The organism is Cupriavidus sp. 01L415 (assembly GCF_056400065.1).
In genome coordinates this window covers 302,246-321,994 of record NZ_JBFTSP010000001.1, presented here as the reverse complement: position 1 = coordinate 321,994, position 19,749 = coordinate 302,246, and the positions used below count along the sequence as shown (strand labels likewise).

At 66.3% G+C, this 19,749-nt stretch carries 18 protein-coding genes and 1 pseudogene; 10 read left to right on the top strand and 9 right to left on the bottom strand.

Annotated elements, in window-relative coordinates:
• Positions 1-18: 18 nt before the first annotated feature.
• On the bottom strand, positions 19-987 hold the full coding sequence (locus AC1DOX_RS01505; RefSeq protein WP_441622411.1) for an alpha/beta fold hydrolase: 969 nt from the start codon (positions 985-987) through the stop codon (positions 19-21).
• Entirely contained in the window at positions 984-2,501 is a 1,518-nt protein-coding gene (locus AC1DOX_RS01500; protein WP_441622409.1) for a flavin-containing monooxygenase, read from the bottom strand. The genes AC1DOX_RS01505 and AC1DOX_RS01500 overlap by 4 nt, the downstream gene beginning before the upstream one ends.
• Positions 2,502-2,575: 74 nt before the next feature.
• On the opposite strand from AC1DOX_RS01500, the gene AC1DOX_RS01495 reads away from it, so the two are divergent.
• A complete protein-coding gene (locus tag AC1DOX_RS01495) occupies positions 2,576-3,238 on the top strand; it encodes a TetR/AcrR family transcriptional regulator (protein WP_477113983.1) in 663 nt (220 codons plus the stop codon).
• Here the strand turns inward: AC1DOX_RS01495 and AC1DOX_RS01490 are convergent.
• The 5 genes and pseudogenes from AC1DOX_RS01490 to AC1DOX_RS01470 all read right to left on the bottom strand — a co-directional run.
• Positions 3,189-3,753: pseudogene (locus AC1DOX_RS01490) on the bottom strand (hypothetical protein); the annotation flags it as partial. The gene AC1DOX_RS01495 and the pseudogene AC1DOX_RS01490 sit on opposite strands and share 50 nt — an antisense overlap.
• A gap of 257 nt (positions 3,754-4,010) precedes the next feature.
• Positions 4,011-5,198, bottom strand: coding sequence for a patatin-like phospholipase family protein (locus AC1DOX_RS01485; RefSeq protein WP_441624627.1), 1,188 nt, complete (start codon positions 5,196-5,198; stop codon positions 4,011-4,013).
• 59 nt (positions 5,199-5,257) lie between these two features.
• Complete coding sequence (locus AC1DOX_RS01480; protein WP_441624624.1) at positions 5,258-6,184, bottom strand: PhaM family polyhydroxyalkanoate granule multifunctional regulatory protein; 927 nt, start codon at positions 6,182-6,184, stop codon at positions 5,258-5,260.
• A 55-nt stretch (positions 6,185-6,239) separates the two neighbouring features.
• Positions 6,240-7,100, bottom strand: a complete 861-nt coding sequence (locus AC1DOX_RS01475; protein WP_441624625.1) for an enoyl-CoA hydratase/isomerase family protein — start codon at positions 7,098-7,100, stop codon at positions 6,240-6,242.
• A gap of 193 nt (positions 7,101-7,293) precedes the next feature.
• The gene (locus AC1DOX_RS01470; RefSeq protein ID WP_441624626.1) at positions 7,294-8,274 is read right to left on the bottom strand and encodes a fumarylacetoacetate hydrolase family protein; all 981 of its coding nucleotides are present in this window, start codon (positions 8,272-8,274) and stop codon (positions 7,294-7,296) included.
• A 127-nt stretch (positions 8,275-8,401) separates the two neighbouring features.
• Between AC1DOX_RS01470 and AC1DOX_RS01465 the strand changes: the two genes are divergently transcribed.
• From AC1DOX_RS01465 to AC1DOX_RS01450, 4 genes are all read left to right on the top strand, one after another.
• Positions 8,402-9,247, top strand: coding sequence for an IclR family transcriptional regulator (locus AC1DOX_RS01465; RefSeq protein WP_092135507.1), 846 nt, complete (start codon positions 8,402-8,404; stop codon positions 9,245-9,247).
• A gap of 88 nt (positions 9,248-9,335) precedes the next feature.
• Complete coding sequence (locus AC1DOX_RS01460; RefSeq protein ID WP_477101358.1) at positions 9,336-10,280, top strand: DUF3108 domain-containing protein; 945 nt, start codon at positions 9,336-9,338, stop codon at positions 10,278-10,280.
• 29 nt (positions 10,281-10,309) lie between these two features.
• Positions 10,310-11,161, top strand: a complete 852-nt coding sequence (pcaD, locus tag AC1DOX_RS01455) for a 3-oxoadipate enol-lactonase (RefSeq protein WP_441623836.1) — start codon at positions 10,310-10,312, stop codon at positions 11,159-11,161.
• 235 nt (positions 11,162-11,396) lie between these two features.
• Positions 11,397-11,654: a BTH_I0359 family protein gene (locus tag AC1DOX_RS01450; protein WP_092135510.1), complete on the top strand. Its 258-nt coding sequence runs from the start codon at positions 11,397-11,399 to the stop codon at positions 11,652-11,654.
• Between the two features lie 141 nt (positions 11,655-11,795).
• Here the strand turns inward: AC1DOX_RS01450 and AC1DOX_RS01445 are convergent, their stop codons facing one another.
• Complete coding sequence (locus AC1DOX_RS01445) at positions 11,796-12,188, bottom strand: rhodanese-like domain-containing protein (protein WP_092135511.1); 393 nt, start codon at positions 12,186-12,188, stop codon at positions 11,796-11,798.
• 194 nt (positions 12,189-12,382) lie between these two features.
• Here AC1DOX_RS01445 and AC1DOX_RS01440 point away from each other — a divergent pair, with 194 nt between their 5' ends.
• The 5 genes from AC1DOX_RS01440 (at position 12,383) to AC1DOX_RS01420 (ending at position 18,278) form a co-directional block, all read left to right on the top strand.
• The gene (locus AC1DOX_RS01440) at positions 12,383-13,456 is read left to right on the top strand and encodes a homocysteine S-methyltransferase family protein (RefSeq protein ID WP_092135513.1); all 1,074 of its coding nucleotides are present in this window, start codon (positions 12,383-12,385) and stop codon (positions 13,454-13,456) included.
• Positions 13,457-13,494: 38 nt separating this feature from the next.
• Positions 13,495-16,242: a methionine synthase gene (gene metH / locus AC1DOX_RS01435; protein WP_441623839.1), complete on the top strand. Its 2,748-nt coding sequence runs from the start codon at positions 13,495-13,497 to the stop codon at positions 16,240-16,242.
• Positions 16,243-16,530: 288 nt separating this feature from the next.
• The gene (locus AC1DOX_RS01430; protein WP_441623841.1) at positions 16,531-16,896 is read left to right on the top strand and encodes a hypothetical protein; all 366 of its coding nucleotides are present in this window, start codon (positions 16,531-16,533) and stop codon (positions 16,894-16,896) included.
• A gap of 289 nt (positions 16,897-17,185) precedes the next feature.
• A complete protein-coding gene (locus AC1DOX_RS01425) occupies positions 17,186-17,818 on the top strand; it encodes a response regulator (protein WP_441623843.1) in 633 nt (210 codons plus the stop codon).
• 52 nt (positions 17,819-17,870) lie between these two features.
• Positions 17,871-18,278, top strand: coding sequence for a response regulator (locus tag AC1DOX_RS01420; RefSeq protein ID WP_092135519.1), 408 nt, complete (start codon positions 17,871-17,873; stop codon positions 18,276-18,278).
• Positions 18,279-18,301: 23 nt separating this feature from the next.
• On the opposite strand, the gene AC1DOX_RS01415 is transcribed toward AC1DOX_RS01420, so the two are convergent.
• Complete coding sequence (locus AC1DOX_RS01415) at positions 18,302-19,690, bottom strand: CHASE3 domain-containing protein (RefSeq protein ID WP_441623845.1); 1,389 nt, start codon at positions 19,688-19,690, stop codon at positions 18,302-18,304.
• Positions 19,691-19,749: the final 59 nt, after the last annotated feature.

The following is a 19,749-nucleotide window of genomic DNA, read 5'->3' as shown; positions in this document are numbered from 1 at the left end:
CAGTCATCACGATCGCGCTCAGGCGGGTACCGCGTCGCGCAGGCTTGCCGCGGCGGTGCGCACGAAATCGACGCTGGTGTCGACGGCAGTCACGGGCAGCATGTGCCCGCCGGTGACCAGGGTCAGTCTGGCGGCCGGCACCTTGGCGACGAACGCTTCACCGTTCATCCGGTAGTCGAGGATGCGGTCTTCGCGGCCAAACAGGATGCTGACCGGCACGCGCAATTCACCATAGCGCGGCAGCAGCGGCGGCAGGCTGTGCGCCACGCCGATCAGGTCTTCCGACGCGCCGATGAAATGGCTGGGCCGCAGTGCAAGCAGGCCGCCACCGCGCGTGGGGAAGTCCGCCGGCACCGCGTCGGGGCCGAAGACGATTTTCATGACTTGCTCGCGGCGGCGGATCGACATCGGGATGACAAGCGTCCAGGCGATCAGCTTGCGCATCAGCGCACCTTGCACCGTCATCGCCTTGAATACCGGCGACACCTCGCCCGGGGGATGCGTCAGCGGGGCGATCAGCGCCAGGCCGCCGACGCGTTCGGGGTAGTGGGTGGCCAGCGCCAGGGAGATGGCGCCGCCGAGCGAATGGCCGACCACGAGCGGTTTTTCCAGCCCCAGCTTGTCGATCAGCGCGGCCAGCGTGTCGGCCTGTGCGCGGAGGTCGGCGGGCGAACCGGGCTCGCGCGTGGAATAGCCCGCGCCGGGGCGGTCGACGGCGATGACGCGAAAGTCGCGCGACAACGGCGCGATCATGCCGTAGTCGAAGTTGCCCAGCTGGCCGGACAAGCCGTGCACCAGCAGCACGGCAGGGCCCTGGCCACGTTCGACGATATGCAGGCGCGCGCCGGGCACATCGACGAACCGGCCGGCGGGCGGCAGGGCGGCCTCGATCTTGCGCGTGGTGCGCCAGGTAAACAGGAAGAGCAGGGCGAGCAGCACCAGTAGCGGCACCGCGATGACAAGCGCGAGAATCAGGAGGGCATTCATGGCTGGGCTTCGGCGATCGGATCGTTGTTTGGCATCGTGGCGGATTGCGTGGGGTCGAACCGGAGCACGCCGTCGTCGATGCGGCCGTGACGGATCGTCAGCATATCCATCAGGTAGTTCTGGTAGACGCGCCAGGGCTTGCGATGCCCCTGCCGGGGCAGCACCGTGGCGGCACGCTGCACGTAGCCCGAGGTGAAATCGAGGAAAGGCACCGCCTGTATGTCAGGGTCGACCTGCGGCATGGCGTAGCGGTAGCTGCGGCGATCCATGAACCGCAGCAGGCGGCAGACGTACTCGGCGGTCAGATCTGCCTTCAGCGTCCACGACGCATTGGTGTAGCCGAAGGCCAGCACAAGGTTCGGCACGTTGCTCAGCATCATGCCCTTGTACGCGAGCGATTCCGACGGGCGGCGCGGCTGGCCATCGACGCTGAGCGCGATGTCACCCAGCATGTTGAGCTTCAGCCCGGTGGCGACCACGACGATATCGGCGGGCAGCGTCTTGCCTGACTTGAGCAGGAGGCCGGCCTCCGTGAATCGGTCGATCTGGTCGGTCACCACCGACGCGCGGCCATCGCGGATTTCGCGGAACAGGTCGCCATCGGGGACCAGGCAGACGCGCTGGTCCCATGGGTTGTAGCGTGGGGTGAAATGCGTGTCGACATCGAAACCGGGTTCGAGCTGCGCGGCGGCCATGCTGACCAGGCGCTGCTTGACCTTTGCCGGCCGACGGCGCGCCAGCTGGAAGAAGAACATGCCAAGCAGCACGTTTTTCCAGCGCGTGGCGCGGTAGGCCAGGTGCTCGGGCAGCACGCGCCGCAGTTGCTGTGCGATGGCATCTTCGCCGGGGCGGGTCACGATGAAGGTGGGCGAACGCTGGAGCATCGTCACGTGCGCGGCGGTCTGCGCCATGGCAGGCACCAGCGTCACGGCGGTGGCGCCGCTGCCGATCACCACCACGCGCTTGCCGGCATAGTCGAGCGAGTCGTCCCAGAACTGCGGATGCACCATCTGGCCGCGGAAGTTTTCCTCGCCCGGGAAGGTGGGCCGGTGGCCTTCGGCATAGCTGTAGTAGCCGGCGCAAACGTACAGGAACCGGGCGCGCAGCCGTATCCGGGTGTTGTCCGCCGCGCGATCGACCTCGACGGTCCAGCAGGCTTCCCGGCTATCCCACGCCGCGCTGACGACCTTGTGGCCGAAGCGGATGTGGCGGGTAATGCCGGCTTCCTCGGCGGTTTCGCGGATATAGGCCAGGATCGACGGGCCGTCCGCGATGGCTTTGGCGCCACGCCACGGCTTGAATCGGTAGCCCAGGGTGTACATGTCCGAGTCGGACCGGATGCCCGGATAGCGGAACAGGTCCCAGGTGCCGCCCATCGATTCACGGGCCTCGAGGATCACATAGCGCTTGCCGGCGCAGCGCTGCTGCAGCTGCCGGGCGGCGCCGATGCCGGACAGGCCGGCGCCGACGATCAGGACATCAAGGACTGCGTCACTGGAAGAGGGGGCTGTCATGACGGAAATCCGAATCGGGGATGTATTTGACAACATAGGTTGTCAGACGCAATCTGACAATAGGGAATGTCATAATGGCTTCCATGACTGCCGAGCTAGCCCCCGCACGCCGCTACCGCGGCGCAGAAGCCGACGAGCGCCGCGCCCAGCGCCGCGCCCAGCTGATTGCTGCCGCCGTCCAGGTCTATGGCGAAACTGGCTACCAGAACGCGACCGTCAAGGCCGTGTGCGAGGCCGCTGGCCTGACCGAGCGCTATTTCTACGAGTCGTTTGCCAACAGCGAGGCCTTGCTGCTGGCATCGTTTGAAACGGTCACGCGGCTGTTGCTGCAGAAGATCGAGAAAGCGGGGGAGGCAGCCGGTGGAGATGGCCAGCACCGGGCACTGGCGATGCTGCGCACGTATTTCGGCACGCTGCAATGCGAACCACGCTCGGCGCGGGTGTTCCTGGTGGAAATCCGTGGTGTGAGCCGGCCGGTGGATGCCGCGCTGGGCTTGTCGCTACGCGAATTTGGCGGACTACTGTCGCGCGCGCTGCTGCCGGGCGAAGCCGAGCCCGATCCGATGCTGCTGGCCGGCGTGGCAGGCGGGATCATCCACGTAGCGCTGCACTGGATCCGCCATGGTTACTCGCCCGATGTCGACACGGTGGCGGCCACGGCGCTACAGCTGGCGCTGGTGCTGAAGCGAACGTGCGCTCGAACAGCAGCGACATGTTGTGCAGGATCCGTTCGATAACCTTCTTTTCCCAGCCTTCGTCAAAGCGGATCTGCTCGTCGAGCCAGTGCTCGAGCCAGTCCGGGTCCGGCAGGCGCGACTGCACCGTGTCGCGGGGGAACAACGCCTTGTTCACGTGCAGGTTGGTCGGGTGCAGCGGCTTTTCCGTGCGGCGGGCCGATGCCATCAGCACGCCGATCTTGGCAAACGCGGCGCGTGCCGAGTCGCCAAACTGGGCCAGGTACTTCTTCATGTAGCGCAGGTACGCGCCGCCGTGGCGGGCTTCGTCCTGRGACAGCGTGCGGTAGATGTGCTTGATCACCGGTTCCGAGTGCCATTCGGCGGCGCGGCGATACCAGTGGTTCAGGCGGATCTCGCCGCAGAAATGGGGCGGACCATTCGGTGATGGCATTCATGCGGATGGTTTTCGCCTGGTCATCGGTCAGCAGGCTGGCGTCGAAGGAATCCCATGGGATGTCCTTGTCCATGTGCCAGCGGACCGATTCCAACGATTTGAACAGTTCGGGGTAGAGCATGGTAAGCCTTTGAAATTACGGGCGGATTCTACCAGATGGGAATTATTCTCGAATATTTTCTCTAATCCCTTTTTAGCGCGGATGCGCGGGAATGCAACCGGCTAGCCCGGTTTTCGAGAAGTCTTCTTGACAGAATTGCCGGCCCCGGTCCCGAAAGTGGCGCAAGGACGGTGTCGGCACGGTCGACGTGCCGGAAGCGCCACCTGACTTCGGGCTTGCTTCGCCAACATCGTCACTACGTCCCCACTGCATCCACTCTACGTCGCGACGACGTCCGGTGTGCCCGCCCGCACCGGAGACGTGGTCTCGGGCACTACGCCGTACAGGAACGCGGCGATTTCGTCGGCCTGGGCTTCGGCGTCACGTTCGCCCAGCGCCAGCAGGGCTTGGGTGAAGGCGGGCTCGAACAGCAGGTAGCTGGCAAACGCGGCGCCGCGCGCCTCGGTGCCGCCCAGCGGCGCCAGGAATGCCCGTACGGTTCGCGGCAACCGGTGCAGGTGCCAGGCGGCAATGGCTTCGATCGGCTCGCTCGGGGCGATGGTCATCACCTCCACCGGCCGCCAGCCTTCGGCATCGCCGGCAATCTCGGGCATGCGCGCCAGCAGGCGGTTGATGTGCATCAGCCGTTCGATGTCGGCCTGCAGGCCGTCCAGGAAAATGCTCGCCAGCGCCTGCCCGCCCACCTGCGCCAGCGACGGGTAGCCGCCGGACGGCACGGTATCGAACCAGCCCGGCCGCTGGCGCGATGCCGCCCCAATCGCCAGGATGCGCGACGCGCCCAGATGGATGGCAGGCGAAAGCGGCGACATCTGCCGCATCGTGCCGTCGCCGAACCATTCATGATGGCCTTCGATCTCCAGCGGCATCGACGGGAACAGGAACGGGATCGACGACGACGCCAGCAGGTGATCCACGCCGATCTGCGCTTCCACCGCCAGCCGCTGGCTGCGCTGCCAGGGATGGATGCGGCGGTGCGACTGGTAGAACGTGACGTGCCGGCCCGTGCTGTATGACAGCGCGGTGACGGCGAACGCCTGCAGCACGCCGGCGTCGAGGCTGGCCTGCACGCGCTCCGGCTCGAACAGTTCGGTGAGAAAGCTGCCCAGCGGCGCATTGTCGAAGAGCGCGCGCGGGGACGTGCGGGTGACCCAGCCGAAGGCCAGTGACGACAGCCAGCGCGCGCCGGACAGGCCTACGCGCAGCACATCGGTCCGGTAGACATCGTCGGCGTGGATGCCATGCCAGAGGGCGGCAAGGCTGTCGGCGGCGGCCTGGAAGTCGGCGGCGCCCACCGCCAGGCCGGCGCCATTGATCGCCCCGGCCGAGGTTCCCGCCACGATGCCGAACGGCAGCGGGCAGTGTCCCAGCCCGTGGCGAGCGGCAATGCGCGCGATGCCGGCCAGCACGCCCGCCTGGTAGGCCGCGCGTGCGCCGCCGCCCATCATGACCAGCGCCGTGCTCTGACGCTGCAGCGCACGGGCGGCCGGGTTGGCCTGGCCAGTGCTCACTCGGAGAGATCCTCAGGGGTGTCCGGCGCGGTGGTCTTGGCCGGATCTGGCGAAGGCGCCTTCGCCGGAGTCTTCTTCGCGGGCGCCTTCTTTACTGTGGCTGTCTTTGCCGTGGCCTTCTTTGTTGCGCCCTTCTTTGCCGCGACCTTGCTTGCTTCGACCTTCTTTGCTGCGGGCTTCTTCGCCGCTGACTTCTTTGCGGCCGGCTTGGGAGCGGTAGCGCCGTTCGCGGCTTTCGCGCCGGCCTCAGCGCGCTCCGCGCCCTCGGCACCCGGCGGCGTCGCGCAGAATCCCGCGAGGTTGCCGAACGGTGCGCCACTCGCCGCGGCTGCGGTGGCTCCGGCGGCGATCTGGGTGAATTGCTGTTGGAGCAGATCCCACCACAGTGACGCGTTGGGCGGCAACTGGGCGGCGCCGGCCGACGATTCCGACGACGCCTCGTCGCCGGAAGCACTCGCGGATGCACTCGCCTCGGCGGCGCCCGTATCCGGCGGCGCGTCGAAATCGTCCTCATCCTCCTCGGCATTGGCCGCGTCGGCCTCTTCCTCGGAGATGGTTTCCGGGGCCGGTTGATGGAAGTGCGGCGGCGTGGCGCTTGGCGCGTTCGCCGCGCGTGCCACGTTTTCCATCGCGCTCTGCATGGCCTCGGGCGACAGGGCGTTGCCGAACGTCTGCAGCGCCACCAGCGTGGCGCGCTGGACTTCGAGGCCCTGGATGGTCGTGCGCAGCAGGCTGGCGTTCAGTTGCAGCCAGCCTTCCACTGCCTTGAGGTCATGAATGCGCTTGTCGACCTCGTCGAGGTCCATGGGGGGCGTCATCGCGCTCAGGCCCGGCATCAGGCCGCTCGGCATGCCGCTGCCGGAGGCCCAGAGCTTGCGCAGGAACTCAAAGCCGTTGGTGAAATCGGGGATCTGTCCGAACATGGTCGCGCAACTCCGTCTGACTTGGCGGCCCGTGACTGCAAGTCCGGCCGGCCGGTTACTGGAATTCGGGCGGCCGCTTCTGGCGCAGGCTCGCCATGCCTTCGTGCACGTCGGGGCCGGCAAAGCCCATGAATTCGAGCGCCAGCGAGGTATCGAACGCGGGACCGGCCATGCGCAGCCAGTTGTTGAGCGCGTACTTGGTCCAGCGGATGGCGGTCTGAGATCCCGCCGCAAGCCGGTTGGCCACCTCGAAAGCCTTGGCCACCAACTCGTTTTCCTCCACCGCCAGCGACACCAGGCCGATCCGCTCGGCTTCCTCGCCGCTGACCGACTCGCACAGCATCAGATAGTACTTGGCCTTGGCCATTCCGCACAGCAGCGGCCACACGATGGCTGCATGATCGCCAGCCGCCACGCCCAGCCGCGTGTGGCCGTCGACGATGCGCGCCGTCTTCGACGCGATCGAGATGTCGGCCAGCAGGCCGGCCACCAGGCCCGCGCCGACCGCCGGCCCGTGCATGGCGGAGACGATGGGTTTGTCGCAGTTGATGACGTTGTAGACCAGGTCGCGCGCCTCATGCCAGACCCGGGTGCGGGTGGCGAAGTCGTTGGCCATGTCCTCGACCAGCGCCAGGTCGCCGCCGGCGGAAAATCCCTTGCCTTCGCCGCGGATGATGGCGACGCGGACGTCCGGATCGGCGGAAATGTCGCGCCAGATCTCGGCCAGCTCGCGATGCATGCTGGCATCGGCGGTGGCCAGTTTCTGGTTGGCGGATTGTGCGGCGCCCATGACGACTTCGAGCACGGGTCCGTGCCGGCGCAGGGTCAGCGCACGATAGCGGGCGAGGCGGGGGGAGAGTGCGTTGGCGTCGGCGCCGGAATTGGCGGCGCTGTCCGGCTGGCTGGGGGTGGTCATGGCGGCTTTCCGTTGCGGCGTCCGCGGACGCCTGGGTACGACAGGATGCGAGCCGCCCGGTGCGGGCCTGAAGATCGGGGATGCGTCGATTTCCCGACCGTGCGGTCGGGCAATTATAGGCGCAATCCCCGGGCCGGCGGACAGGCGGGTTTCCCCCGGTGCGCCCCGGCAAGGTCCCGGTGTTTGCCGACGGTCAGCGCGCCGCCACCACCTGGTCGATCGCGCCAAAAATGGATTGGCCCTGGGCGTCGAGCATCTCGATCCGCACGGCATCGCCGTACTTCATGAACTCGGTGACCGGCTTGCCGCCGTCGATCGTCTCCAGCATGCGCTTCTCGGCGATGCAGCAGTAGCCCTTGCTGCGATCGACGTTGGAAATCGTGCCCGAGCCGACGATGCTGCCCGCGCGCACGTTGCGCGTCTTGCAGATGTGGGCGATCAACTGGCCGAAGTCGAACACCATGTCCGTGCCGCAGTCGGGCGCGCCGACCTTCTTGCTGTTCCAGTGCACGGTCAGCGGGCGATGGACCTTGCGCTCGCGCCAGGCGTCGCCAAGCTCGTCGGGCGTGACCGCCACGGGAGAGAACGCCGTGGCCGGCTTGCTCTGGAAGAAGCCGAAGCCCTTGCCCAGCTCGGCCGGGATCAGGTTGCGCAGCGAGACATCGTTGGCCAGCATCACCAGGCGGATGCTATCGGCGGCCTGCGCGGGCGTGGCGCCCATGCGCACGTCGCCGGTAATGACGGCCACCTCGGCCTCGAAGTCGATGCCGAAGGCCTCGTTGGCGCAGACGATGTCGTCTTGCGGGCCGATGAAGTCGTCGGAGCCGCCCTGGTACATCAGGGGATCGGTCCAGAATTCGGGCGGCATCTCGGCGCCGCGAGCCTTGCGCACCAGTTCCACGTGATTCACGTAGGCGGAGCCGTCGGCCCACTGGTATGCGCGTGGCAGCGGCGCCATGCAGTCCTTCGCCTGGAACGGGAACGGATGGCGGGCGCGGCCGGCGTTCAGCGCGTCATAGAGGTCCTGCAGCTGCGGGGCGTAGAAGTTCCAGTCATCCAGCGCGGTCTGCAGCTTGCCGGCGATATCGGTGGCAAAGTGCGCGGTCTTCAGATCGCGGGACACGACGACGAGCTGGCCGTCGCGCGAGCCGTCCTTCAGGGTTGCGAGTTTCATGCGGGTATCGGGCAGTGGCGATATGCGATGGGGCGGTAGTCTACCGGACCCGCCATCGCGGCAACCGGCGCCCGTATAGAATGGCCGGCAATACCTCCACCTTCACTTCCACCTTTTTCACGCCCGCATGACCGCAGCCGAAGACGACGATTCCAGGGACGACGACGCGAAGCGCTCGGGCATCCAGTCCATCGAGGTCGGATTCCGGCTGTTGCAGGCGCTGGCCGCGTCGCCGCGCGCGATGATGCTGCGCGACCTGGCCGCCGCCGCGGATATGAACCCGGCCAAGGCGCACCGCTACCTGGTGAGCTTCCAGCGGCTGGGCGCCGTCACGCAGGACGCGGTGAGCGGCCGCTATGACCTCGGCCCGTTCGCGCTGCAGCTTGGACTGGCAGGGCTGAACCGGCTGGATCCCGTGCGCCGCGCGCGCCCCATTCTGTCGCAACTGCGCGACGAGATCGACCAGACCGCCGGCATTGCCGTGTGGGGCAATCATGGGCCCACCATCGTCCATTGGGAGGAGTCGAGCCATCCGGTCAGCGTGAGCCTGCGCCTCGGCGATGTCATGCCGATGCTGAATTCGGCGACGGGGCGCCTGTACGGCGCGTACCTGTCGCGCCGGCAGACGCTGCCGCTGATCGAGCGCGAACTGGCCACGCGCGGAGACGTGCCGCTGCCGGACATGCCCGCGTCGCTGGCGGAATACGACGCGATCTGCGCCGACGTGCGCGCCCAGGGCGCGGCACGCACGCGCGGTGGCGTGCTGCCCGGCATCAATGCGATCTCCACGCCAGTGTTCGACGCCAACGGTCATTTGTCGATGGCGCTCATTGTGCTCGGTGCACAAAGCGTATTCGATGCAGAATGGGATGGTTTGGTGAACCGCCGCGTGCGGGACATCGCCCGACAGATTTCTTCGGAGCTTGGTTACCTTGGCGGCAGCCAGCCGGCCGGACAAGACGGTCACCCCTGATATCAAGAAGCAGCGGCGGCGGCGCTGGCTTGCCGTCGCCGCCATTGTCGTCATCTTGCACGCGCTGGTGCTGCTGGGACTGGTGCACATGCCGCTGTGGCCCGGATTACCGGACACCAGGCTGCCGCCGACGATAGACGCGATCCTGCTGCCGCCGCCGGCACCGCCCACGCCCCCCGCGCCGCCGCGCCAGCCGCGGCCGCGTGCCACGCCGCAGACCCAGCCGGGCACCCCCACGCCCGAGGAGCCGACGTCGCAGGCGTCGGCGCCCGACCTGGCGACATCGTCCGGGGGCGCCACCACCGCCACAACGGGGCCAGGGGGCGAAGGCGCCGCTGCCGCGCCAGGCGCGTCGGCCGGCGCACCGGCCGCCGAACCGGGCCCACCCGCGCCGCAGTACACGGCGCCGCCTTCCGCCACGATGCACTACGCCAGCTACGTCAACGGCGTGCAAAACCCCGATGGCCTGATCCGTTGGGAACAGGACGGCAAGCGCTATCACCTGGCTGTGGAAACGCGGGTGCTGTGGTTCCGTTTCGTATTCCAGAGCAGTGGCGAGATGGGCGAGCGCGGACTCGTGCCGGGGCGCTACGAGGAAGCGCGACGCAGCAAGGTGGAGGTTGCGCGGTTTGATCCGGCGGCTGGCGTTGTCGCGTTCGAGACGCGTGGCAACCAGGTGCCGATGCCGGCGAACTTCCAGGATCGCTTCAGCGTTTTCCTGCAACTGGTGGGCTGGGTGCGGGCCGACCCGCAACGCTACGCCACGCCGGGCGTGACCGAGACCTTCAACGTGGCCGATACGCGAGATGTCGAGGCCATGCAGGTTCAGTACGTGGGCGAGGACACCATCGACACCGGCAGCGGCATGGTGCGCGCAAAGCACTTCGTGCGGCTGCCACGCCACCCGGGTGACAAACGGCGCGTGGAAATCTGGCTGGCGCAGTCGCTCGGGTGGATGCCGGCGCGCTTGCGTCAGACGGAGCCTGATGGCACGCAGATCGATCTCGTCTATCGTAGTAGTGAAGGGCGTTGATCGTCGACGCCGTGTCAGGAGACTGCCACATGTCTGTCACAACGGCGCCGTCGATTGCTTCGCAGACCCGCCGCGTGCGTGCCGGCGATGTCAATCTGCAAGTGCGGATCGACGGCAATGACGGCCCGTGGGTGATCCTGGCGCATGCGCTGGGCGCGAACCTGAGCCTGTGGGACGACACCGCGCGCCATCTTGCGGGCCGCTATCGTGTGATGCGTTACGACCTGCGCGGTCATGGTGGCAGCGATGCGCCGGTCGGGCCCTATACGATGCCGCGCCTGGCTGACGACGTGGCGGCGCTGATGGACGCGCTGGAGATCGGGCAGGCGCACTTCTGCGGTGTGTCGGTTGGCGGAATGATCGGACAGACGCTGGGGGTGCGGCATGCGGAGCGGTTGTTGTCGCTGACGCTGGTGGACACCATCCACCACACGCCGATGGAGGCCCATCCGATGTGGGCCAACCGGATCGGCCAGGCGGAGGCGCACGGCATGGCGGGGATGACCGACGCGACGCTCGAACGATGGCTGACCGCTCCATATCGCGAGGCGCATCCCGGCGTGGTCGAGGGCATCCGCAAGATGCTGCTGACCACACCGGTGCATGGCTACGTTGGCGTGGCGCAGGCGATCGTGGCCTTTGACTTGGCGGAGGCGATTGGCCGCATCCACTGTCCGACGCTGGTGGTGGCGGGGGCGAATGACGAAGGCGCGCCCGTCGCGATGGCCCGGTCCATCGCGGAAAAGATTCACGGTGCCAGGCTGGAGGTGTTGCCCGACGCGGCCCACCTGGCGTTTATCGAGCAACCGGAACGCTTTCATGCGGTCTTCGATGCGTTCCTGGGCAATGCCGCGTGCGGCGGGCAGTGTGATATTCCGTAACGCCGTTGAGAAGATCGCAACACAGTAATGCACGGCGCTCAAGAAACTTGCGGAAGGCGCCGATGCCCAATAAAGGAGGGCAATGCTACGAAGGTTCGTCCGGCAGTAAGAACTTGAATTACGGGCGACTACCCTCAGCTTGGAGGTGAAATCGCGTCAGTCCCCGAGGCCTTGGGCCGGAAGCGCGCCGCAATTGCGCGGGATTGTCGCCAACTAAACGCCAGGAGGTAGTGCGATGCAAATGATCTACAACAGCGACAATTACTGCATTGTCGAGTTTGGAGCAGATGTCGAGCATGCGCCCCTTGCCTCGGGCGGCTACGAAATCGTCGACAAGAACCTGAAACGCGAAATTTTCCTCGGTGGCCAATTGGCCGAGACCTTCCGCGCCGACGTGACGCGTCTGATTGAGAGCGAGCCATCCGTGGAAGAGGTGGATGAATTTCTCGGCAAGTTCGATATCGTGATGAACAACCCGCTGGTGATGCACTGAGCGGCGCTCATTCCTCAAAATCAAATGCCCGCGGTCGTGCGGGCATTTTTGTTTTCATCGGCCGTATTTCGGGGGCGACTTTCAGGGGCCACATCCACAAGCCACATTCGGGGCTGCACTTCCGGCCTCCTTCCGATGCGATCAGTACTGCTCCCACGGCAGCCCGTCATGGCGCCAGCCGTTGAGCGTATTGCGATGCCGCTGTGGGTCGAGATCGCCCTCGAACCCATGCATCACGTAGTAGACCGTGGTGAAGCCGGCACCCTCCAGCGCCCGCGCGGCCGCCGAGGAGCGGTTGCCGCTGCGGCAGATCAGCAGCACCGGGCGCGCCGATGCATGCCCGGCCAGCTTCTTCACCGCCTGCACAAAGTGCGGATTGACCTCCCAGTCCGGGCCGTCGTTCCAGGGCACGTTGTGCGCACCCTTGGGGTGGCCGACGAACAGGTATTCCATCTCGCTACGGCAATCGATGAATAGCGCGTCCGGGGCATTGTCGAGCAGGGCAAGGGCGTCGGCGGGGATCAGATGTTGCATCGGGCGGGTCATGTACCGGTGAGCGGGGCGGAGGAATGGTGGCGAATGCGTCTCCCAGTGTAGGCTTGCGGGCCGGCCGCTGGCAACCGCGAAAATGGGCCCCAACGCATGCCCTTATCGGCCGCAATGCCTTGATCTACCTGATAAAATCCCGCTCTTACCTAAAATCCGCAGTCTTTCGCCTGAGCCCCATCATGAGCGCCGCCAATTCCACCCCCGCACGCCCCTATACCCGGGCCGCCAACCTGCCCCGGCTGCTGCGCGACCGCATCCTGATCCTGGATGGCGCCATGGGGACCATGATCCAGCGCTACAAGCTGACCGAGGCGGACTATCGCGGTACGCGTTTCGCCGACCACATCATCGACGTGAAGGGCAACAACGAGTTGCTGCTGCTCACGCGTCCGCAAGTCATCAGCGAGATTCACGAGCAATACCTGGCCGCCGGCGCCGACCTGATCGAAACCAACACGTTCGGGGCGACGGGCGTCGCGCAGGAAGACTACAAGCTGGCCGGGCTGGCGTACGAGATGAACGTCGAGGCTGCCCGCCTGGCGCGCGCCGCCTGCGACAAGTACAGCACGCCCGAGAAGCCGCGCTTCGTGGCTGGCGCGTTCGGCCCCACGCCGAAGACCGCCAGCATCAGCCCGGACGTCAACGATCCCGGCGCGCGCAATGTCTCGTTCGAGGAGCTGCGTGCCTCGTACTACGAACAGGGCAAGGGACTGCTCGACGGGGGCGCCGACGTGTTCCTGGTCGAGACGATCTTCGACACGCTCAATGCCAAGGCCGCGTTGTTCGCGATCGACCAGTTGTTCGAAGATACGGGCGAGCGCCTGCCCGTGATGATCTCCGGCACCGTGACCGACGCGTCGGGCCGCATCCTCTCCGGGCAAACCGTGGAAGCGTTCTGGAACAGCCTGCGTCACGCCAGGCCGATCACGTTCGGCCTGAACTGCGCGCTCGGCGCCACGCTGATGCGTCCGTACATCGCCGAACTGGCCAAGGTATGCGACGCCGCCGTGTCGTGCTACCCGAATGCCGGCCTGCCCAACCCGATGAGCGACACGGGCTTCGATGAAACACCGGAGGTGACGTCCTCGCTCGTCGAGGAATTTGCTGCGTCCGGCCTGGTGAACCTGGTGGGCGGCTGCTGCGGCACCACGCCGGAGCACATCGCCGCCATCGCGAAGCGGGTCGCCGACAAGGCACCGCGCGCCTGGCCCGGCCAGTACCGCGAAGACGACGCCCAGCGCCACGCCGCCTGATCCATCGAGCGCCCCCAGCCCCCAAGACAAGAACTCCCATGAGCCAGCAAAACCTCCCCCCGCGTCCGATGCGCCTGTCCGGCCTGGAACCCTTCACCATCGATGACGACACGCTGTTCGTCAACGTGGGCGAGCGGACCAACGTCACCGGCTCCAAGGCCTTCGCGCGCATGATCCTGAACAGCCAGTTCGACGAGGCGCTGGCGGTGGCCCGCCAGCAGGTGGAGAACGGCGCCCAGATCATCGACATCAACATGGACGAGGCGATGCTGGACTCCAAGGCCGCGATGGTTCGCTTCCTGAACCTGATCGCGTCCGAGCCGGACATCGCGCGCGTGCCGATCATGATCGACTCGTCGAAGTGGGAAGTCATCGAGGCCGGCCTGCAGTGCGTGCAGGGCAAGCCCGTGGTGAACTCGATCTCGCTCAAGGAGGGCGAGGAGCAATTCCGCCATCACGCTGAACTGATCCGCCGCTATGGCGCCGCGAGCGTGGTGATGGCTTTCGACGAGAAGGGCCAGGCCGATACCTTCGCGCGCAAGACCGAGATCTGCAAGCGCAGCTACGACTTCCTGGTGAACGAGGTCGGCTTCCCGCCCGAGGACATCATCTTCGACCCGAACATCTTCGCGGTGGCCACCGGGATCGAGGAGCACAACAACTACGCGGTGGACTTCATCAACGCCACGCGCTGGATCAAGGAGAACCTGCCGTACGCCAAGGTGAGCGGCGGCGTCTCCAACGTGTCGTTCTCGTTCCGCGGCAACGACATGGTGCGCGAGGCCATCCACACCGTGTTCCTGTACCACGCCATCGAAGCCGGCATGGACATGGGCATCGTCAATGCCGGCCAGCTCGGCGTGTACGACCAGCTCGACCCCGAGCTGCGCGAGCGGGTGGAAGACGTGGTGCTGAACCGCCGCGACGACGCCACGGACCGCCTGCTGGAGATTGCCGACCGCTTCAAGGGCGGCAGCGCGAAGAAGGAAGAAAACCTGGTCTGGCGCGGCACGCCCGAGCAGCCCGTGACGGTGGCTGCGCGGCTGTCGCACGCGCTGGTGCATGGCATCACCACGTTCATCGTCGAGGACACCGAGGAAGCGCGCCAGGAGATCGCCGCGCGCGGTGGCCGTCCGATCGAAGTGATCGAAGGCCCGCTGATGGATGGCATGAATGTCGTCGGCGACCTGTTCGGCGCGGGCAAGATGTTCCTGCCGCAGGTGGTGAAGAGCGCGCGCGTGATGAAGCAGGCGGTGGCGCACCTGCTGCCGTTCATCGAGGAAGAGAAGCGCCTGCTGGCCGAAGCCGGCGGCGACGTCAGGGCGCGCGGCAAGATCGTGATTGCCACGGTGAAGGGCGATGTGCACGACATCGGCAAGAACATCGTGTCGGTGGTGCTCCAGTGCAACAACTTCGAAGTGGTCAACATGGGCGTGATGGTCCCGTGCAACGAGATCCTGGCGCGCGCCAAGGTCGAGGGCGCGGACATCGTCGGCCTGTCCGGGCTGATCACGCCGTCGCTCGAGGAAATGGCCTACGTGGCATCCGAGATGCAGCGTGACGACTACTTCCGCATCAAGAAGATTCCGCTGCTGATCGGCGGCGCGACCACGTCGCGCGTGCACACGGCCGTGAAGATCGCCCCGAACTATGAAGGCCCGGTGGTGTACGTGCCGGACGCCTCGCGATCGGTCAGCGTGGCATCGAGCCTGCTGTCCGACGAAGGCGCGGCCCGGTACCTGGACGAGCTCAAGACGGACTACGACCGCATCCGCACGCAGCACGCCAGCAAGAAGGCCACGCCGATGGTGACGCTGGCGCAGGCCCGCGCCAACAAGACGCCGTTCGACTGGAGCACGTACGTGCCGCCGAAGCCCAAGTTCATCGGCCGCCGCGTGTTCCGCAACTACGATCTTTCCGAGCTGGCCAACTACATCGACTGGGGTCCGTTCTTCCAGACGTGGGATCTGGCCGGCAAATTCCCGGACATCCTCAATGACGAGATCGTCGGCGAGTCCGCCCGTCGGGTCTTCTCGGATGGCAAGAGCATGCTGGCCCGCCTGATCCAGGGCCGCTGGCTGACCGCCAACGGGGTGATGGCACTGCTGCCGGCCAACACGGTCAACGACGACGACATCGAGATCTACACCGACGAATCGCGCAGCGAAGTCGCGCTGACGTGGCACAACCTGCGACAGCAGAGCGAGCGCCCCGTGGTCGATGGCGTGCGTCGTCCCAATCGCTGCCTGGCCGATTTCATCGCGCCGAAGTCGAGTGGCGTGGCCGACTACATCGGCCTGTTCGCGGTGACGGCTGGCATCGGCGTGGACAAGAAGGAAGCGCAGTTCGAAGCGGATCACGACGACTACAGCGCGATCATGCTCAAGTCGCTGGCCGACCGTCTGGCGGAAGCGTTCGCCGAATGCCTGCACGCACGCGTGCGGACGGACCTGTGGGGCTACGCCGCGGGCGAGTCCCTGAGCAACGACGAGCTGATCGCCGAGGACTACCGCGGCGTCCGCCCGGCGCCCGGTTATCCGGCTTGCCCCGAGCATACGGTCAAGGCGCCGATGTTCGAGTATCTCGACGCCACCGAGATTGGCATGGGCATCACCGACGGGCTAGCGATGACGCCGGCCGCTTCGGTCAGCGGCTTCTACCTGTCGCATCCCGATGCCACGTACTTCAGCGTGGGCAAGATCGGCCAGGACCAGCTGGAAGACATGGTGGCCCGTCGCGGCGAAGATCGCGCGACGATGGAGCGGGCGCTCGCACCGAACCTGTAACGATGTGCAATGGCCGGCGCGCTGCTTGCGGGCAGTGGTTCGGCCACCGCGGCGGGTGCCGCGGCCGTTGATGCGTAAGGGAATTTGCGCGGCCACGCGGGCAGCGATGAACCACATCGCACCCCGATGACAGGTGCACGGCGCACTCACCACTGCTTACAGGGCATTACAAGTGCTCACAGACCGGGTAGCAGGGACTCCATAGACTGAGCCTCAGTTCACGTGACACCGCGTGAATGCCGCGGCGAATGTTTCGCCGCGGAGCATTCCAGAAAAGGAGTCTCTTCCATGAACAAACTGCTGATCTCCCTGTCCGCCCTGTCGATCGCCGCCGCTTCCTCGCTCGCGATGGCGCAAGGAACTGGCGCGACCGCCGGCACGCAAGCCGGCGTGGGCGCCGCCGTGACCGCGCCGGGTGCGCAGTCCGGTGTCAACGCAGGGGTCAACACGTCGGGCGGGCTGAGCACCCAGGGTGCCGCCGCCACGCCGTCCGCCGCGGACGCCAAGGCCGATGCCGGCGCCCAGGCCGACAGCAAGGCGAAGAGCAAGCACGGCAGCCATGCCAAGGCCAAGTCGAAGAAGGGCGATGCCAAGGACGGCGTGACGCCGCTCGGCGCCAGCGGCGGTGCGGATGCCGGTGCCAAGATCCAGTAACGATTCCATCGTTCCGATCGACGGCCCCCTCCAGGCCGCCTCGACAAACCGGGAAACGGGCGCTTCGGCGCCCGTTTTTTTTCTGCCGCCGCCGACGTGGCGCAATGCAGCAATGCGCAGCGTCCCGCTCCGCGCCGATGGCCGCCTGCAAGCCGCATCCGGCTGTCGCCGTGGCGCGTCATGTCAGCGCGACACCGACATATTTGACGCGAGGGCGGCACTACAATGCAGGGAACCGGCCCGGACCGTGCAGCGGCATGCGGGCCGCACCCTCACCGTGGAGACACCGATGATCCGCGTCTTGATCGCCGACGATCATGAGATCGTTCGCGCCGGTCTGCGCCAGTTCATTTCAGAGGAACCCGACATCAAGGTGACGGGCGAAGCCGCCAGTGGCGACGAAGTGATGGCGCAGTTGCGCGACAGCGAGTTCGATGTCCTCGTGCTCGATATTTCCATGCCGGACCGCAATGGCATCGATGTGCTCAAGCTCATCCGGCAGCGCTTGCCCAGTTTGCCGGTGCTGATCCTCTCCACTTATCCGGAAGACCAGTACGCGATCAACCTGATCCGTGCAGGCGCGTCCGGCTATCTGACCAAGGAGTCCGCGCCGGAGGATCTCGTCAAGGCGATCCGCACCGTGGCCCAGGGCCGTCGCTACGTCAGCCCCACGGTGGCGGACCTGCTGATCGGCGGTCTGGATAAGCCCACCGAGCAACCGGTGCACCAGACGCTTTCCGAACGCGAGTTCCAGATCTTCTGCAAGCTGTCGCGCGGCCAGTCGGTATCGGTGATCGCGGACGAGCTTTTCCTGAGCGTGAAGACCGTGAGCACCTATCGCTCGAGGATCCTGGAGAAAATGGGCATGAAGACCAACGCCGACCTGACCTACTACGCGATCAAGAATGGCCTGGTCGAATAGGAATGGTCTGACTCCCTCGCAAAACCCATTCGTCAGTCCGCCCCCTCACACCATGCCGGAGCAAGCCACGGCCTCCCCGAACCGATCGCTGCGCGTCCTCCTGATCGAAGACTCCGCAGTGTTGCGGGGTATGCTCCTGGAATACCTGACGGCGTTCCCGTTCGTGGAAACGGTGGACTGGGCCGATACGGAAAGCATGGCGCTGCGGCTGGCCACGGATGGCCATTACCACGTGGTGATCGTCGACCTGCAACTGCGCCAGGGTAATGGCATCAACGTGCTGCGGGAGATGCAGCGCGCCGGGCTGTCCGGTATCCGCATCGTGTACACGAACCACGCCCAGGTATCGATGTACCGCCGCCAGTGCGCGGAGGCGGGCGCGGACTACTTCTTCGACAAGTCGCTCGAGCTGGAACAAGTGTTCCGGGTCATCGAGGACTACGCCACCTCGGCGTCATAGCGACGCCGCCCCGCTCGCTTTCATCACACCTCGGTGTCTTCCGGCGGTGCCAGCACGCTGGTCGTGAGCGGCACTTCGATCCGCACCTCCACGCCCTCGCCGGGTGCCGAGTCGATGTGCATGGTGCCGCCCAGCGCCAGCACGCGTTGCTCCATGCCCAGCAGGCCGTGATGGCCGGCGATGCTGCCGGCTTCGAAATCGGGGGGCAACCCCTTGCCGTCGTCGCGGATGGTCAGCGTCAGGTGGTGGCCGGTGTGCGCCAGGCTGACCGAGACATACACGGCCTCCGCGTACTTGCTCGCGTTGGTCAGCGACTCCTGCACGATGCGGTATAGCGCGATGGCGGCGCTGTCGCGCAATTGCGGCAGCGACTCCGGCACGTTCACTTTCATTTCCCACTGGTTGCGGGTGCCCACGTCCTCCACCAACTGGAGGATGGCCTCGCGCAGGCCCAGGTTCAGCAGCACGGTCGGGCGCAGGTCCTCGATCAGCCGGCGCTTGATCTGGATGCCCTGGTCGACGTGCAGCATCACGCGGGTCAGCTTGTCGCGCGCCTCCGGATGATTCTCCTGCACGCGCATGCGCACCCAGTGCAGGTCGAGCTTGATGGCGGTCAGGATGGCGCCCAGTTCATCATGCAGCTCGCGCGCCAGCCGGGTCTTCTCGTCTTCGGTCACGCGTTGCAAGTGCGCGGCCAGCGCGGACAACTGGCGGGTGCGGGAGCGCACCTTGCGGTCCAGCCGGGCGCTTTCCTCTTCCAGCTGGGTACGCGCGGCCTCGGCCATCGACATCCGGCGCGCATGTCCCAGCCCCACCGTGACCAGCAGCAGGATGTTGATGGCCGTCAGCAGCCCGATGCCGTAGCGAGAAAGCTGGAGATCGTGCTCGGCGGCCTCCAGGTTGTGGGTCACCGTGCCGGATTCACGCGCCTGCAGTTGCTCCAGCCCGCGCCGGGCGCTTTCCATGGTTTGCCGGCCAAAGTCCGTGCGAATCAGGTCCATCGCCACTTCGACGTCGCGCTTGCCGTAGACCAGCGTCAGCGCCATCTCGTTGAGCTTGCGCGTGACGAACTGCGACGCCTCGCCAAACTGCCGCAGGCCTTCGGGATCGTTGGCGTAGTGCTGGCGGATCCGTGCCATCAGCTCGTTGATGTGGGGGAGTGCCTTGTAGTACGGATCCAGGTAGCTGTCCTTGCCGGTCAGGAGGAAGCCGCGCTGGCCAGCTTCCGCATTGACGAGTTCGCCGACCAGCGCTCCGAGATCGCTTTGCAGTTGCTGGGAGCGGATGGCTTCGGTGTAGCCGGCGCGCAGGCGCAGGTTGCCCGTCTCCGAGGCGATCAGCACGGCCAGCGTCAGCACGATGCCGCCGGCAAGCAGCAGGGTGTTCCGGAGTAGGAGGGAATGCTTGGCCATGAGGAGTACCGGTTTCTGGCGTGCGGCCATGGAATCACATCGTCATTGCGGGGTCAATC

Bases quoted from the DNA above. Each gene is read 5' to 3' on its own strand.
- AC1DOX_RS01505 (WP_441622411.1), bottom strand. From the start codon at position 987: ATGAATGCCCTCCTGATTCTCGCGCTTGTCATCGCGGTGCCGCTACTG.
- AC1DOX_RS01500 (WP_441622409.1), bottom strand. From the start codon at position 2,501: ATGACAGCCCCCTCTTCCAGTGACGCAGTCCTTGATGTCCTGATCGTC.
- AC1DOX_RS01495 (WP_477113983.1), top strand. From the start codon at position 2,576: ATGGCTTCCATGACTGCCGAGCTAGCCCCCGCACGCCGCTACCGCGGC.
- AC1DOX_RS01485 (WP_441624627.1), bottom strand. From the start codon at position 5,198: ATGATGGGCGGCGGCGCACGCGCGGCCTACCAGGCGGGCGTGCTGGCC.
- AC1DOX_RS01480 (WP_441624624.1), bottom strand. From the start codon at position 6,184: ATGTTCGGACAGATCCCCGATTTCACCAACGGCTTTGAGTTCCTGCGC.
- AC1DOX_RS01475 (WP_441624625.1), bottom strand. From the start codon at position 7,100: ATGACCACCCCCAGCCAGCCGGACAGCGCCGCCAATTCCGGCGCCGAC.
- AC1DOX_RS01470 (WP_441624626.1), bottom strand. From the start codon at position 8,274: ATGAAACTCGCAACCCTGAAGGACGGCTCGCGCGACGGCCAGCTCGTC.
- AC1DOX_RS01465 (WP_092135507.1), top strand. From the start codon at position 8,402: ATGACCGCAGCCGAAGACGACGATTCCAGGGACGACGACGCGAAGCGC.
- AC1DOX_RS01460 (WP_477101358.1), top strand. From the start codon at position 9,336: ATGCCGCTGTGGCCCGGATTACCGGACACCAGGCTGCCGCCGACGATA.
- pcaD (WP_441623836.1), top strand. From the start codon at position 10,310: ATGTCTGTCACAACGGCGCCGTCGATTGCTTCGCAGACCCGCCGCGTG.
- AC1DOX_RS01450 (WP_092135510.1), top strand. From the start codon at position 11,397: ATGCAAATGATCTACAACAGCGACAATTACTGCATTGTCGAGTTTGGA.
- AC1DOX_RS01445 (WP_092135511.1), bottom strand. From the start codon at position 12,188: ATGCAACATCTGATCCCCGCCGACGCCCTTGCCCTGCTCGACAATGCC.
- AC1DOX_RS01440 (WP_092135513.1), top strand. From the start codon at position 12,383: ATGAGCGCCGCCAATTCCACCCCCGCACGCCCCTATACCCGGGCCGCC.
- metH (WP_441623839.1), top strand. From the start codon at position 13,495: ATGAGCCAGCAAAACCTCCCCCCGCGTCCGATGCGCCTGTCCGGCCTG.
- AC1DOX_RS01430 (WP_441623841.1), top strand. From the start codon at position 16,531: ATGAACAAACTGCTGATCTCCCTGTCCGCCCTGTCGATCGCCGCCGCT.
- AC1DOX_RS01425 (WP_441623843.1), top strand. From the start codon at position 17,186: ATGATCCGCGTCTTGATCGCCGACGATCATGAGATCGTTCGCGCCGGT.
- AC1DOX_RS01420 (WP_092135519.1), top strand. From the start codon at position 17,871: ATGCCGGAGCAAGCCACGGCCTCCCCGAACCGATCGCTGCGCGTCCTC.
- AC1DOX_RS01415 (WP_441623845.1), bottom strand. From the start codon at position 19,690: ATGGCCAAGCATTCCCTCCTACTCCGGAACACCCTGCTGCTTGCCGGC.